Source organism: Micromonospora haikouensis, assembly GCF_900091595.1.
In the GTDB taxonomy this organism is placed as follows: Bacteria; Actinomycetota; Actinomycetes; order Mycobacteriales; family Micromonosporaceae; genus Micromonospora; species Micromonospora haikouensis.
The window spans coordinates 103,942-118,139 of the sequence record NZ_FMCW01000016.1 but is presented as its reverse complement, the minus strand read 5'-3'; the positions used below and the strand labels follow the sequence as shown (position 1 = coordinate 118,139).

The window sequence follows — 14,198 nt, the reverse complement described above, 5'->3', positions numbered from 1 at the left end:
GGTGCACAGGGCGGCGACCGCCACCGCGACCCCGCCGGCCCCGGCCACGACGAAGGTCACCGGCGCGCCGTGGCGCTGGGCCAGCCAGGTGAACGCCGCCGAGGGAGAAGTGGATCGTCCAGAACGCGGCGGTGACCCGGCCGAGCAGGTGCTCCGGCGTCACCTCCTGGCGCAGCGACAGCGAGCAGATGCCGCCGACGCTGAGGCAGCCGAAGTAGACGGCCACGAGCGCGCCGACCTCGGCGGGCCGGCGGGTCGACGCGAGGGCCGCGACCGCGCCGCCGGTGGCCGCGACCGCGCCGATCCAGCACGCCCCGAACCCGAACCGCCGGCGCAGCCGCGCGACGACCAGCGATCCGGTGACCGTGCCCGCGGCGCCGGCGGCGAGCACCAGGCCGACCGTGCCGTCGGGCTGGTGCAGGCCGTGCTTGAGGTGGTAGACGACCACGTCGTCCATGCCGTAGATGAGCAGGAGGAAGACGGTCAGCAGCGCGGTCAGCGGGCGCAGCACCCGGTGACGCCACAGGAACCGCGCCCCGGCGAGGAACTCCGCCCACGGCCCCGCGCGGCCCGCCGCGTCGGCGGTCGCGGCGCGACGGGCGGGAAGGCGTACCAGCGTCAGCAGCGCCCCGGAGACGCCGAAGCTGGCGGCGTCGACGGCGAGCGCGCCGGCCGGGCCCCACCAGCCGGACACGGCGCCGGCCAGCGCGGGCCCCGCGACCGCCGCGAGGGCGGTGCCGGCGTGCAGCCGGCCGTTCGCCCGGGTCAGCTCCGGGCCGTCGACCAGGCCGCGCACCGCCGTGACGGCGGCGACCTGGAACACCATCCCGATCGCCGCGGCCAGCGGCAGCAGCACGAACAGCGGCCAGACCGGTGGGGTCGGGGCCAGCCACCACACCAGCGGGACCACCGCGAACAGCAGCATCCGCGCCGCGTCCGCGCCGACCAGCAGCGCCCGCCGGTCGAAGCGGTCCGCGACGACGCCGGCGAACAGGCCGGCGACCACCGCGGCCGCGCCGGACGCGCCGGTGAGCAGGCCGGCCGTGGCGATCGACCCGGTCGCGTCGAGCACCAGCAACGGCACCGCGAGCTGGGAGAACGAGTCGCCGAGCACGGAGAGGACCTGCGCCGCCCAGAGCGCGCGGAAGCCCCGGCTGCGCCCCGGCGGCGCGGGCGCGACCGACGTCCCCGTGGTCGCCGTCACCGGGCAAAGGGTAGCCCACCGGGAGGGGCCGCGCGGGCCCTGGGAATCGCGGTGGCGGCAATTCCCGAATGGGGTCGGCCACCGCCTCTTTCGCGTTTCGCGACCGAGTCGTCTTTCTTACAACGGTCAATTCCGCGCCCCACCCCCGAAAGGATCTGCGAATACCATGCACAGGTGAAGGAGCATCACGGCCGTCAGCCATGGGTGGTGCGCATCCGTGGCGTCAGCGGCCTGATCCTCGGCAGCGGGACGCTGCTGGGCGACCGGCACGTCCTCACCTGCGCCCACGTCGTCGACCGTGCGGTCGGCCGCGCGGCGGCCGGGGCTGACCCGCCCGCCGACCGGGTCCAGGTCGAGCTGGTCCGCCTGCCCCGGCTGCCCGCCCGGTCCGCCGGGGTCGTGGCCGGCGGCTGGGTGCCGGCGGGCAAGGAAGGCCAGGGCGACATCGCCCTGCTCGAACTCTCCGATCCGGTCCCCGACCGCCCGGGCGCCGAGCTGCGGCGGCTGCCGCTGTGGGAGAAGCACGTCTACGCCTTCGGCTTTCCCAAGGAGTTCCGCGACGGCGAGACCGTCCACGCCGTCCTGCACGGGGGCACGGGCCCGGCCAACGAGTGGATGCAGATGGATCCGAGCCCGGCGACCCCCGGGCTCCGGGTGCGCAGCGGGTTCAGCGGCGCGGCGGCGGTCGACAACGACACCGGCTACGTGGTGGGCATGGTGGTCTCCTACTACAGCGGCCCCGCCTCCGGCCGTTCGTTCATGATCCCCGTGGAGACACTGCTCAACCATCTGCCCCTGCTCCAGGCGTGAGTGGTCGGCGACTCCTCCGTCGACCGGGAGTTGACGTCGGTGGGCGGCGGCCGGGAGGACGGCGAGGTCGCCCGGCGCACGGCCGAGTTCTTCGCCCGCCGCTCACCGCAGAACGTCCTGGTGGTCGTCACCGGTCCGCCCACGTCGACGGCCTCGGCCACCGTGCGCCGGGCCGTGGTGCTGTCCAACCGGCAGCTCCGGCCGTCGTCGGTCGATCCGGCCGCCGCCGAGCGGGACCCGTCGCTGCCGCCGCTGGGCAGCATCGACCTGGCGCTGGACGCCGCCGGCAAGCCACCACGGGAGCTGGCCGCGCGGATCCTGGGCTTCGTCGGCTCCACCGGGCCCCCGGCGGAGGCCGCGGCGGGCGACCTGCTCGGCGACGCGTCGCCCCGGTCGCTGCTGATCGACGGCGTGGACGAGTCGAGCGACTCCAAGGCGCTGGTCGACGACGTCGTCGGCCCGATCGTCGACCGTGCCGCCGAACGCGACCTGCGGATTCTGGTGGGCTTCCGCAGCCCGGCGGTCGGCCTGCGGCTCGCGCTGCTGGCCCGCCGGATCGCCGGGCTGCGCGAGGCCGAACACCTGGCCCGCGAAAACCGCCGCCGGATCGAGGCACGCGTGCGCGGGCTGCCACCGGCAAAGCCGCGGGCCAGCCAGCTGCGGATCCGGCTCACCGCGCTGCTGGCCGCGGCCCGGGAGCCCGACCCCGGCCCGTTGCTGGAGCACCTGGCCGCCATGGAGCAGGGCACCGACCGGGCCCTGCACGAGGTGACCGCGCTGCGACACGAGCTGACCGCGCGGGCCACCGAGCACCAGCAGCTGCGGGGGCTGCTGGACGCGCACCGGGCCCGCGCCGTCGCCGGCGGGTTGACCGAGCACCGGGGTATCGGGCGGTTCTACCGGCGGGCCCACGACCTGCTCTGGGCCGGCCCCTGCGACCTCGCCGACGCCGTGCACGCCTACGCCGAGGCGGTCCGCCGTGCCCTCGACGACCGGCGGGAAGGGGCGCCGTCCTGATGCGCTGTGCGCGTACCCCGGACTGTCCGGGCGTCGTCGACGCCGACGGCTTCTGCGAGGTCTGCGGCCTCGCGCCCTGGCCGACGCGGCCGGCGCGCGCCCGGCCGCGAGCCCGACCTCGGGGCGGAGTCCTTCGGGCGGCTGGTCGCCCGGGCCGCCCATCCCGAGTGGCGTCGCCGCTTCGCGTCCGCCTCCGAGATGTCCGAGCAGCTCAAGGGCGTGCTGCGAGAGCTGTTGCCGGCTCCCCCGGCCGACCGTGGCCAGGAACCGTCGACCGTGTTCGCCCCCACGGCGGCGCTGCTCGACGCCGGGCTCGGCGCGGTGCCGGGGCTGGCCGCCTGGACGGACCCGGCCGCCGCCGACCTGCCGCACCACGGCCGCCCGGCGCCGCCCTCGGTGGCCACCGGCCTGCCGGTGCCCCGCCCCGCGGCCGGCGACCCCGCCACCCCCGCCCTGCACCTGATCGGCGCGCTCGACCCCCGCAGCCTGCTGGCCCGGCTCGCGGCGTTCGAGACGGCCTCGGTCGAGGTCCAGCTGTCGCGCTGCCGGGCGCACCTGGAGCTGGCCGGGGCGGGCCCGGCCGAGGAGGCCCTGGCCGTCGCGGCCGGGCTGCTGGCCGAGGACGCGGTGGCCGACTGGCGGCTGGTCTGGCACCACGGCCTGCTGGCGCTCGCCCGGTCCGCCGTGGCCGAGGCCACCGAGCGGTTCGACCGGGCGTACGCGGAGCTGCCGGGCGAGGTGGCGCCGAAGCTGGCGCTCGGCTACTGCGCGGAGCAGCGGGGCGACGCCGGCGAGGCGACCCGCTACTACCGGGCGGTGTGGCGTCGGGACCGGTCGGCCGCCAGCGCCGCGTTCGGGCTGGCCCGGCTGCGGCTGGCCGACGGCGACCGGGCGGCGGCGGTGCGGTTCCTCGACGGCGTCCCCCGCGTGTCCCGGCACTACGACGCCGCCCAGGTCGCGGCCGTGCGGGTGCTGGCCGCCCGGCTCGGCGACGACCCGCCCGGCGCGGAGCACCTCAACGAGGCGGTGCGCCGCCTCGGCCGGCTGCGGCTGGACGGGGGCGCCCGGCACGGGGAGGCCCGCGACCGGATGACGGCGGTGCTCCGGCAGGCCGCCCTGGGCCGGGTCCTCGTGCACGGCGCCGCCGGCCTGGCCGGCGGCGAGACGCTGGGCGACGCGCCGTCGGAGCGGTCCCTGCGGCGGCTGCTGGAGAGCTCCCTGCGGGACCTGGCCCGGCAGGCGCGCACGGCCAACGACCACGGTGTCCTCGTCGACCGGGCGAACGCGGTCCGGCCACTGACCTTCCTGCGATCACGGTGAGGAGCGACCCGGTGTCCAGCGCGCTCGACTTCGACCTGCGGATCGACCACGACCGCTTCCTGTCCACGGGAGACCGCCAGTTGCACGCGATCCTCACCGTCACCGCGTCCGCCGGGGCGGGCGACGGCCCGGCGGAGGTCGACGGGGCCCGCTACGCGGAGGTGATCGTCGTCGACTGCTCCGGGTCCATGGCGCACCCGCCGACGAAGCTCGGCGCGGCCCGGCGGGCCACCGCCGCGGCCGTCGAGATGCTCCCGGACGGGGTCCGCTTCGCCGTGGTGGAGGGCACCCACGAGGCCCGGATGGTCTACCCCGCCCACCGGGGCCTGGCCGCCGCCGCACCGGCCACCCGGGACGCGGCCCGGCGCGAGCTGGGCCGGCTCGCCGCGGCCGGCGGCACGGCGATCGGCAGCTGGCTGGAGCTGGCCCGGGAGCTGCTGGCGGAGCACCCCGAGGCGATCCGGCACGCCCTGCTGCTCACCGACGGCCGCAACGAGCACGAGACGCCGCAGCGGCTCGCGGAGGTGCTGGCGGCCTGCGCGGGGCAGTTCGTCTGCGACGCCCGGGGCGTCGGCGACGCCTGGGAGCCCCGCGAGCTGACGCGCGTCGCCGAGGCGCTGCACGGCACCGCCGACGCGGTCCGTCGGCCCGAGGAGTTGGAGGCCGACTTCCGGGCGACCATGCGGGCCACGATGGCCAAGCGGGTGGCCCGGGCGGGCCTGCGGATCGCCGTGGTGCCGCCGGCGCGGGTGCTGTCCTGCCGGCAGGTGCATCCCACGATCATGGAGCTGCCCGTGACGCCGGTCGACGACCGGTCCGTGGCCTGCGCGACCGGCTCCTGGGGGGGCGGAGAGCCGGGAATACCACCTGTGCCTCGAGGTGGACCCGGCGGGCCGGCCGACGGGCGAGGACCTGCGGGTCGCCCGCGTCGACCTGCTGGTGGACGACGCCCCGGCCGCCCGGCCGGTGAACGTCCTGGCGCACTGGACGGAGGACCTGGCCCTGTCCAGCCGGATCGACCCGCGGGTGGCCCACTACACGGGGCAGGAGGAGCTGAGCCGGCTCATCGCCGACGGCTGCGACGCGTACGACACGGGCGACCGGGCGACCGCCGCGCAGCTGCTCGGCCGCGCGGTGGAGCTGGCCACCGCCGCCGGTGACGCGTTCCACCTGGAGCAGCTTCGGCTGCTCGTCGAGGACGTCGACGCCACCTCGGTACGCCTGCGCGACGACCTGCCCCGGCTCGACGTGATCAGCGTGGCCGTGCGGTCGTCGGTCACGGTGCGCGACCAGGGGCCGCGGGCGGCGTCGGGGCCCGTGCCGGCCGCCGACGCCCCGCCCCGGGTCTGCCCGGCCGGCCACCGCTCGCCGCCGGACGCCCGGTTCTGCCAGCGGTGCCGCCACGAGTTCACCGACCCCGCCGACGCCGGCCCGGTGCCGACGTGAGCGGCACGGCGCTGACCAGCACCACCCGGCGGACGCTGCTGCGGTTGCTGTGGGCGCTGCTCGCCGCGAACGCGGTCGCGCTGGCCGGCTGCCTCGCGGTCTTCCTCGGGGTGCAACGCACCACGGAGGCCGCGTACGACCGTTCCGTGCCGGCGATCCTGGCCGTGTACGACACCCAGGTCGCCCTGCGGGAGGCCCACGGCGCGGCGGTGGCCAGCTTCGCCGCCGGCACCCGGCTGCTCGCCGGCCCGGGCGAGGACTACCAGAACCAGATCGCCCGCGCGGGCCAGCACCTGGCCGAGGTCGCGGAGGACAACGCCGCCGGCGACGAGGGCAGTCGCGACATCCAGGTCGTCGAGGCGTCGCTGGTCACCTACACCGGTCTGATCGAGCGGGCCCACGCGCGCTTCGCCCAGCCCGGCGGCGGGGCGCTGGGCGCCGCCGCGCTGCGCGACGCGTCGGGCCTGTTGGAGGAGATCCTGGACCGCCTCGACCTGCTGAGAGGCAAGCAGGTCGCGGCGCTGGATCGGCAGGTCGACGGGACGTGGACGGGCCCCGCGATGGTCCTGCTCTGGCTGCTGCAGGTGCTCGTCCTCGGCGGGCTCCTGGTCGCCGCCCAGCTGTTCCTGCGCGACCGGTTCCGGCGGGTGCTCAACGCGCCGCTGCTGCTGGCGACGCTCGCGGTGGTGGCGATGGGCGGCACCACCGCGACGAGCCTGCGCTCGACCGACCAGCTCGCCGACGCCCGGACCGAGACGGGTTCGGCTGCCAGGGCCCGGGAGACGCAGCTCACCTCGCTGGTCGATCGGGACGCCGGGCGGCTGGCCGCCCTGCTCGCCGCCGCCTACGCACCGACGCCGTGCCCGGACACGGTCGCGCAGCCGCGCCCTCCCCGGAAGGCGGCGTCGGACGACGGGCCCGATTCTCCCGCCGGGAAGGCGTGGACGCACAGTCAGGAGGCCACCACGCTGGCGGCGCGGGGCGCGAACAGCCGCGGCGGCGAGATCGTCCTGCTCGCGGCGTCCCTACTCGCCGCCACCCTGGTGATCTTCGGGCTCCTGCCCCGACTAGAGGAATACAGGTATCGACAGCGATGAGACGCGGCGCGCTCGCCCTGGTCCCGGTCCTGCTCGTCGGCGCCGGCCTGGCCGCCTGCGCCCATTCCCCACCGCCGCGCACCCTGAGCGTCGTCGCGTCCTGGTCGACCGACGGCGAGGGCGCCACCGAGGAGGAGCGGAGGCGGCGCAGCGAAGCCGGGCCCTTCCTGGCGGTGTTGGACGCCTTCATGAAGGAGCACAAGCACAAGATCAAGGTCAACTACCAGGGCACCCGGGACGTCAGCCAGGTGCTGCGGTCCGGGGCCGACCGGGGCCGGCCGCCGGACGTCGCGGTGCTGCCCCGGCTCAACGACCTGAAGACGTACGTGCAGAGCGGCGACCTGTACCCGCTCGACGACGTCCTCGTCCCGGCCGAGCAGCCGGGCCTGGCACGGCAACTGCTCCAGCTCACGCCCCCGAACGGCACGCATGCCCGGGTGTACGGGCTGTCCGTCGCCGTGCACGCCAAGAGCCTGGTCTGGTATCGGACGGACGGCCCCGCCGGCCCCACCGTGCGCAGGTCCCCGGCGACGTGGGCGGAACTGGTCGCCCTGACCCGCGACATCGAGACGCGCGGGATCGTGCCGTGGTGCCTCGGGATGGGGGCGCAGCCGCAGTCCGGGTGGCCCGGCACCGACTGGATCGAGGACATCCTGCTGCACCGCTCCGGGCAGACCGTCTACCAGCGCTGGGCGGCGGGGCAGCAGGCGTGGAGTTCGCAAGAGGTGCGGGAGGCCTGGCAGGCGTGGGGCGCGCTGGTGGGGGCGGGGCGGCCCACCCGCACCCCCCTGCTCACCAACTTCGACGTGGCGGGGCGGGGCATGTTCGGCAGGAGCCCGAGTTGCCTCCTCGACCATCAGGGCTCGTTCATCGTCCGCACCTACCAGGGGTCCGATCCGGACAGTCCGCCACCCGCGGTCGGCTTCTTCCCCTCGCCCACGTTCGGCCCGACGGCGGGCGCGCCGGTGCGGGAGATCTCCGAGGACGTGGTGGGCATGTTCGCGGACTCGCCGGAGGCCCGGACGTTGATCCGTTTCCTGGCCGGCGAGCAGGCCCGCCAGGTGTGGCGGGCGGCGAACGGCGGCCTGGCCTTCACCCTCAACGCTCAGGCCACTGCGGCGGCCCACCCGGCGGGCCTGCCGCGCCGCATCGCGCAGACCCTCACCACCGCCACGCTCTGCCGCGACGCCTCGGACATGATGCCGGCGGCGATGACCGCCGCGTTCCACTCGGCCGTCCTGCAGTACCTGGACGATCCCGCGTTGCTGGGCAGCCTGTTGACCGAGCTGGATATCGTGCGGAGCCAGACGCGGGAGGACGAGTGGCTGGGGCTGCCGTGCCTCAGCCCACCGGGGTAGCCATCGAGAAGGGACAGTGGATGAGCGAGGTGGTCGAGTTCGCCCTCGACGGCGGGGGGACCGTGCTCGTGGCCGTGGACGAGACGCCGGGGATCGCCCCGGCGTCCGTCGCCGACAACGTGCTCCGCCGGGCCGGGGTGAGCTTCAACAAGGCGATCGGCCAGGCGCGGGACGCCGCGTCGGCCGCGCTGACCGAGTTCCGCTCCATGGTGGACCGACCGGACGAGGTGGAGATCAGCTTCGGGATCCAGCTGACGGCCGACGCGGGCGCGCTGATCGCCCGCACCGGCGTGCAGGGGCAGCTCCAGGTGACCGTGCGCTGGCACCGGGAGCCGAGCGCCTGAGCGGCGCCGTCGGGGTGACGTCGTCCGCCGGCGCTCACACCCCGTCCTGACCTGCGCGTACGCGGCGACATCGGGCCGCCCGGCGATCCGCCGGGCGGCCCTTCGCGTGCCCGGAGTCCATCCCGGCGACGCTGCGTGAGCGCGTCGGGACCGGGCGAACGGGATCGGCGCTGGGCTTGCGCGGGCTACTAAACCGGTCTAGCGTCCCTCTCCAACGGGGGGCGTTTGTTGCAGCGGTGTGAACCGAGCATTGCCGGACTATGGCCGAGAGGATGCCGCGCGTGGGACCGAGCCGACCGACCATCACCGACGTCGCGAAGGCGGCCGGAGTGTCCAAGGGCGCGGTGTCCTTCGCCCTCAACGGGCGTCCCGGGGTAGCCGAGGAGACCCGCGCCCGCATCCTGGCCGTGGCCGCGTCGCTGGGCTGGACCCCGAGCCACCGGGCCCGGGCCCTGTCCGCGTCGCGGGCGTTCAGCGTCGGCATGGTGATCGCGCGGCCGCCCGAGCTGCTCGGGGCCGACCCGTTCTACCCGTCGTTCATCGCCGGCGTGGAGCGGACCCTGTCCGACCGGGGGCAGTCGCTGGTGCTCCAGGTGGTGCCGGACCTGTCGGTGGAGGAGACCAGCTACCGCCGGCTCGCCACGGCCGAGCGGGTCGACGGGGTGTTCGTGCTCGACCTGCGGCTCGGCGACCCGCGGATCGCCCTGCTGGCCGAGCTGGGGCTGCCGGCGGTCACCATCGGCCGGCCGGACGTGCCCAGCAACCATCCCGCGCTGCTGGTCGACGACCGGCCCGGGGTCACGGCGGCCGTGGCCCACCTGGCGGGGCTCGGGCACCGCCGCATCGCCCACGTCTCGGGGCCGCTGCACTTCCTGCACGGCTCCGTGCGCCGCCAGGCGTGGGAGCAGGCCCTCGCCGACGCCGGCCTGACCGCCGGCCCGTGCGTCGAGTCGGACTTCTCGGCGGCCGGCGGTGCGCAGGCCACCCGCGCGCTGCTGGACACCGACGACCCGCCCACCGCGATCGTCTACGGCAACGACCTGATGGCGATCGCCGGCCTCTCGGTCGCCGTCCAGCTCGGCATCAGGGTGCCCGACGAGCTGTCGATCACCGGCTTCGACGACACGGAGCTCGCCGGCTACGTCACCCCCACCCTCACCACCGTCCGCACCGACCCCTTCGGCTGGGGCCGGGCCGCTGCGGACGCCCTGCTCGACCTCATCGACGGCCGGCCCGGCGCGGACATCCCCACCCCACCCGCGCCGCTGGTCGTGCGCGGATCGACGGCGCCACCGCCCACCCGACACCCCTGAACAGAGCCCACCACACCCCGACCCCAGCACCGCCTCACCCGCACCGCCGACGGCCACCGGCCCGGCGGGCGGACGAACCTGACCCCGTCCCGGATCGGAGAAGACATGAGACGGACCCTTCCCGCCGCCCTGCTGACCGTCGCCCTGGCCGCCACCGCCGGCTGCGGCGACTCCGGCGGCGGCGACGCCGGCAAGGCCAACGCCGCCCGCGGCCCGATCACCATCTGGCTGTCCAACAACGCCGAGGAGGTCGCCTGGGGCAAGGCGATGGTGCAGGCGTGGAACGCCCAGCACGCCGACCAGACGATCACCGCCCAGGAGATCCCGGCCGGCACCAGCTCCGAGGAGGTCATCGGGGCGGCCATCACCGCCGGCAACGCCCCGTGCCTGATCTTCAACACCGCCCCCGCCGCCGTGCCGCAGTTCCAGAAGCAGGGTGGCCTCGTCGCGCTCGACTCCTTCGCCGGCGCCACCGACTACATCACCGAACGCACGGGCGAGACGGCCGGGCAGTACAAGTCGCCGGACGGCAAGTTCTACCAGCTGCCGTGGAAGTCGAACCCGGTGATGATCTTCTACAACAAGAAGGTCTTCGCCAAGGCGGGCCTCGACCCGGAGAAGCCGCAGCTGGCCACGTACGACCAGTTCCTCGCCGCCGCCCGCAAGATCAAGTCTTCCGGCGCCGCCCCGGCCGCCATCTACCCCGCGCCGACCAGCGAGTTCTTCCAGTCCTGGTTCGACTTCTACCCACTGTTCGCCGCCGAGACCGGCGGCAAGCAGCTCCTCGACGGCGGCAAGCCACAGTTCAACTCCCCCGAGGGGCAGCGGGTCGCGGAGTTCTGGAAGACCCTCTACGCCGAGGGCCTGGCCCCCAGGGAGAAGTACAACGGCGACTCCTTCGCCGACGGCAAGGCCGCCATGGCCATCGTCGGCCCGTGGGCCATCTCGGTCTACCGGGACAAGGTCTCCTGGGGCGCCGTGCCGGTGCCCACCTCCACCGGCATCCCCGCCGACCAGGTGCGGACGTTCAGCGACGCCAAGAACGTCGCCATGTACTCGGCCTGCCAGAACCGCGCCACCGCCTGGGACGTGCTGACGTTCGCCACCAGCAAGGAGCAGGACGGCGCGCTGCTCACCGCCACCGGTCAGATGCCGCTGCGGGCCGACCTGCCGGCCGCCTACCCTGACTACTTCGCGAAGAACCCGGCCTACCAGGGCTTCGCCCAGCAGGCCGCGCGCACCGTCGAGGTGCCCAACGTGCCGAACTCGGTGGCGATCTGGCAGGCGTTCCGCGACGCGTACACCGAGTCGGTGATCTTCGGTAAGAAGCCGGTGCCCGACGCCCTCTCCGCCGCCGCGGAGAAGGCCGAGCAGCTCGCCGCCTCCTGATGGCCGCCGCCCACGCCGCAGCCGCCGCCAAGGCCGGGCCGGTGGCCGGCGGCGACGGCGCCGGACGCCGCGCCCCGCGCGGCCGGGTGGCGGCGGTGCTCGGCCGCCACCCGGTGGGCCTGCTCCTGGCCGCGCCGTACGCCGTGTTCGTCGCCGCGGTCTTCGCCTACCCGCTCGGGTTCGCGGTCTGGATGAGCTTCCACGACTACTTCTTCGCCGCCCCCGGCGCGGTGGTGGACCGGCCCTTCGTCGGGCTCGACAACTACCGCGCGGTGCTGACCGACCCGCAGGTGCGCCAGGCGTTCGGCAACATCGGCGTCTTCCTCGTCATCAACGTGCCGCTCACCGCCGGGCTGGCGCTGCTGCTGGCGGTGGCGCTGAACAGGGTGGTGCGGGCGCGGACGTTCCTGCGGGTCGCCTTCTACGTCCCGTACGTCACCGCGAGCGTCGCCGTCGTCGGGGTGTGGCTGTTCCTGTTCAACTCCGACGGGCTGGTCAACCGGGTGCTCGGTCCGCTGGCGCCCGACCCGTCCTGGCTGGTCAACGAGGGCCTCGCGATGCCGGTGATCGCCGTGTTCGTGGCCTGGAAGCAGCTCGGCTTCTTCATCCTGCTCTACCTCGCCGCGCTGCAGAACGTGCCGAAGGAGCTGTACGAGTCGGCGGCCGTGGACGGGGCGTCGGCGTGGGCCCGGTTCCGGTCGGTGACCGTGCCGGCGGTGCGCCCGGCGACCGCCCTGGTGGTCATCCTGGCCACCATCACCGGCGCGAACCTGTTCACCGAGCCGTACCTGCTCACCGGCGGCGGGGGGCCGAACGGGTCGTCGGCGTCGCCGGTGCTGGTCATGTACCAGCGCGGCATCCAGCAGGGCCAGCCCGACGTGGCCGCCGCCATCGGCGTGCTGCTGGTGATCGGCGTGCTGGTGGTCTCGGCGATCAACCGGCGGCTGCTGGAGAGGGACTGACATGCCACGCACCCCCGCGAAGCCCACCACCGGCGGCCGGCTGGCCACGGCGCTGCGCGCCGTCGCGCTGTTCGGCGGCGCGCTGGTCTTCCTGTTCCCCTTCTACTACATGTTCGTCGGCTCGTTGCAGGCCGAACCGGACACCTCCCCGGCCGGGGCGTTCCCGACCTCGGGGCTGACCCTGGACAACTACCGGGACATCAACGCCCGGGTCGACCTGCTCGGCTCCCTGGTCAACTCGGGGATCTTCACCGGCGGGGTGATCGCCTGCACGGTCGTCTTCGGCATCCTCGCCGGCTACGCGCTGGCCCGGCTGCGCTTCCGCGGCCGGGGCACGCTGTTCGCGCTCGTGCTGCTGGTGCAGGTGATCCCGTTCCAGCTCCTGCTGATCCCGCTGTACGTGCTGATCGTGCGCGGCTACGGGCTGGCCGACTCGTACCTCGGGATGATCCTGCCGTTCGCGATCAACACCACGGCCGTGTTCGTGTTCCGGCAGTTCTTCCTGCAGCTGCCCGACGAGCTGTTCGCCGCCGCCCGCGTCGACGGCGCGGGCGAGCTGCGGGTGCTCTGGTCGGTGGCGCTGCCGCTGGTGCGCCCGGCGCTGCTGACCGTCGTCCTGTTGACGTTCATCGGCCCGTGGAACGAGTTCCTGTGGCCGTTCCTGGTGACCAAGCAGGCGGACATGCAGCCGCTGGCGGTCTCGCTGGCCAACTACATCAGCAACGTGGCGGCCCGCGCCGCCAACCCGTACGGGGCGGTGCTGGCCGGGGCGTGCGTCCTGGCCGCCCCGGCGGTCGGCCTGTTCCTGGCCTTCCAGAAGCACTTCGTCTCCACCGACATCGGTTCCGGCGTGAAAGGTTGACGATGACTGTCTCCACCACCGTCCCCTACACCCTGACCAGGGTCGGCGTCGTGATGACGCCCGAGCCCGGCCAGCTTCTGGAGGCCGAGGGGGTGTTGAACCCGGCCAGCGGCCGCACCCCCGACGGGCGGCTGCACCTGCTGCCCCGCCTCGTGGCCGAGGGCAACGTGTCCCGCGTCGGCCTCGCCGAGGTCGCGCTGCGCGACGGCGTGCCGGCCGGGGTCCGCCGCGAGGGCGTCGTCCTGGCCCCCGACGAGGGCTGGGAGCGGGGCAAGAACAACGCCGGGGTCGAGGACCCCCGCACGACCTGGGTGCCGGACCTCGGCAAGCACCTGATGACGTACGTCGCGTACGGGCCGCTGGGCCCGCGCCTGGCCCTGGCGGTGTCGGAGGACCTGCGGCACTGGCGGCGGCTCGGGCCGGTGCAGTTCGGCTACCAGCCCGACCTGGACACCGACCTGAACATGTTCCCCAACAAGGACGCCGTGTTCTTCCCCGAGCCGGTGCCCGGCCCGGACGGGCGGGACTGCTTCGCGATGCTGCACCGGCCGATGTGGGACCTGGGCTGGTTCCGCCCCGGCGAGGGGGTGCACCTGCCCGCTGGCGTCACCGACGAGCGGCCCGGCATCTGGATCTCCTACGTGCCGGTCGACGAGGTGCGCGCCGATGTCGGGGCGCTCGTGCGGCTGCGCGGGCACCGCTGCGTGGCGCTGTCGGAGTTCGGCTACGAGGAGCTGAAGATCGGCGCGGGCCCGCCGCCGCTGCGGGTGCCCGAGGGCTGGCTGCTGATCCACCACGGGGTCACCGGCGAGATCCCCGAGGGCTTCGACCCCACCACCCAGCGCGTCGAGTACGCCGCCGGGGCGATGCTGCTCGACCCGGCCGACCCGTCGCGGGTGCTGGCCCGCACCGCCGAGCCGATCCTCGTGCCGGAGCTGGCCGAGGAGCGCAGCGGCACCGTGCCGAACGTGGTTTTCCCGACCGCCATCGAGGAGGTCGACGGCGTCCACTACGTCTTCTACGGCATGGCCGACTCCCGCATCGGCGTGGCCCGGCTGGACCGGCTGCCGTGACGA

Annotated in this window: 12 protein-coding genes and 1 pseudogene; 12 read left to right on the top strand and 1 reads right to left on the bottom strand. The window is 74.9% G+C overall.

Annotated elements, in window-relative coordinates:
* Positions 1 to 106: 106 nt before the first annotated feature.
* Positions 107 to 1,204: pseudogene (locus GA0070558_RS34465) on the bottom strand (MFS transporter); the annotation flags it as partial.
* Positions 1,205 to 1,378: 174 nt separating this feature from the next.
* Here GA0070558_RS34465 and GA0070558_RS17990 point away from each other — a divergent pair.
* The 12 genes from GA0070558_RS17990 to GA0070558_RS17935 all read left to right on the top strand — a co-directional run bounded on the left by GA0070558_RS17990 (position 1,379) and on the right by GA0070558_RS17935 (position 14,195).
* Complete coding sequence (locus tag GA0070558_RS17990; RefSeq protein WP_176734257.1) at positions 1,379 to 2,014, top strand: S1 family peptidase; 636 nt, start codon at positions 1,379 to 1,381, stop codon at positions 2,012 to 2,014.
* Positions 2,015 to 3,031 carry a hypothetical protein gene (locus GA0070558_RS17985; protein ID WP_091281447.1) on the top strand — a complete coding sequence of 339 codons (1,017 nt, stop codon included), beginning with the start codon at positions 2,015 to 2,017 and terminating at the stop codon, positions 3,029 to 3,031. It begins immediately after the preceding gene.
* Positions 3,032 to 3,229: 198 nt separating this feature from the next.
* Positions 3,230 to 4,351, top strand: coding sequence for a tetratricopeptide repeat protein (locus GA0070558_RS17980; RefSeq protein WP_091281444.1), 1,122 nt, complete (start codon positions 3,230 to 3,232; stop codon positions 4,349 to 4,351).
* Between the two features lie 11 nt (positions 4,352 to 4,362).
* Entirely contained in the window at positions 4,363 to 5,511 is a 1,149-nt protein-coding gene (locus GA0070558_RS17975) for a vWA domain-containing protein (protein ID WP_091281441.1), read from the top strand.
* A 282-nt stretch (positions 5,512 to 5,793) separates the two neighbouring features.
* Positions 5,794 to 6,894, top strand: coding sequence for a GlnX family signal transduction membrane protein (locus GA0070558_RS17970; RefSeq protein ID WP_091281438.1), 1,101 nt, complete (start codon positions 5,794 to 5,796; stop codon positions 6,892 to 6,894).
* Positions 6,891 to 8,252 (top strand): ABC transporter substrate-binding protein, encoded by a 1,362-nt coding sequence (locus tag GA0070558_RS17965; RefSeq protein WP_091281434.1) that lies wholly within the window; start codon positions 6,891 to 6,893, stop codon positions 8,250 to 8,252. The genes GA0070558_RS17970 and GA0070558_RS17965 overlap by 4 nt, the downstream gene beginning before the upstream one ends.
* Positions 8,253 to 8,272: 20 nt before the next feature.
* Complete coding sequence (locus GA0070558_RS17960; protein WP_091281431.1) at positions 8,273 to 8,596, top strand: CU044_2847 family protein; 324 nt, start codon at positions 8,273 to 8,275, stop codon at positions 8,594 to 8,596.
* A gap of 281 nt (positions 8,597 to 8,877) precedes the next feature.
* The gene (locus GA0070558_RS17955) at positions 8,878 to 9,909 is read left to right on the top strand and encodes a LacI family DNA-binding transcriptional regulator (protein ID WP_218107012.1); all 1,032 of its coding nucleotides are present in this window, start codon (positions 8,878 to 8,880) and stop codon (positions 9,907 to 9,909) included.
* Between the two features lie 105 nt (positions 9,910 to 10,014).
* Positions 10,015 to 11,298: an extracellular solute-binding protein gene (locus GA0070558_RS17950; protein ID WP_091281426.1), complete on the top strand. Its 1,284-nt coding sequence runs from the start codon at positions 10,015 to 10,017 to the stop codon at positions 11,296 to 11,298.
* Complete coding sequence (locus tag GA0070558_RS17945; RefSeq protein ID WP_091281423.1) at positions 11,298 to 12,260, top strand: carbohydrate ABC transporter permease; 963 nt, start codon at positions 11,298 to 11,300, stop codon at positions 12,258 to 12,260. Before GA0070558_RS17950 ends, GA0070558_RS17945 begins: the two co-directional genes overlap by 1 nt.
* 1 nt (position 12,261) lies before the next feature.
* Positions 12,262 to 13,122 carry a carbohydrate ABC transporter permease gene (locus GA0070558_RS17940; RefSeq protein WP_218107011.1) on the top strand — a complete coding sequence of 287 codons (861 nt, stop codon included), beginning with the start codon at positions 12,262 to 12,264 and terminating at the stop codon, positions 13,120 to 13,122.
* 2 nt (positions 13,123 to 13,124) lie between these two features.
* The gene (locus GA0070558_RS17935) at positions 13,125 to 14,195 is read left to right on the top strand and encodes a glycoside hydrolase family 130 protein (protein WP_091281420.1); all 1,071 of its coding nucleotides are present in this window, start codon (positions 13,125 to 13,127) and stop codon (positions 14,193 to 14,195) included.
* Positions 14,196 to 14,198 lie beyond the last annotated feature (3 nt).

Bases quoted from the DNA above. Each gene is read 5' to 3' on its own strand.
- GA0070558_RS17980 (WP_091281444.1), top strand. From the start codon at position 3,230: ATGTCCGAGCAGCTCAAGGGCGTGCTGCGAGAGCTGTTGCCGGCTCCC.
- GA0070558_RS17965 (WP_091281434.1), top strand. From the start codon at position 6,891: ATGAGACGCGGCGCGCTCGCCCTGGTCCCGGTCCTGCTCGTCGGCGCC.
- GA0070558_RS17960 (WP_091281431.1), top strand. From the start codon at position 8,273: ATGAGCGAGGTGGTCGAGTTCGCCCTCGACGGCGGGGGGACCGTGCTC.
- GA0070558_RS17950 (WP_091281426.1), top strand. From the start codon at position 10,015: ATGAGACGGACCCTTCCCGCCGCCCTGCTGACCGTCGCCCTGGCCGCC.
- GA0070558_RS17945 (WP_091281423.1), top strand. From the start codon at position 11,298: ATGGCCGCCGCCCACGCCGCAGCCGCCGCCAAGGCCGGGCCGGTGGCC.
- GA0070558_RS17940 (WP_218107011.1), top strand. From the start codon at position 12,262: ATGCCACGCACCCCCGCGAAGCCCACCACCGGCGGCCGGCTGGCCACG.
- GA0070558_RS17935 (WP_091281420.1), top strand. From the start codon at position 13,125: ATGACTGTCTCCACCACCGTCCCCTACACCCTGACCAGGGTCGGCGTC.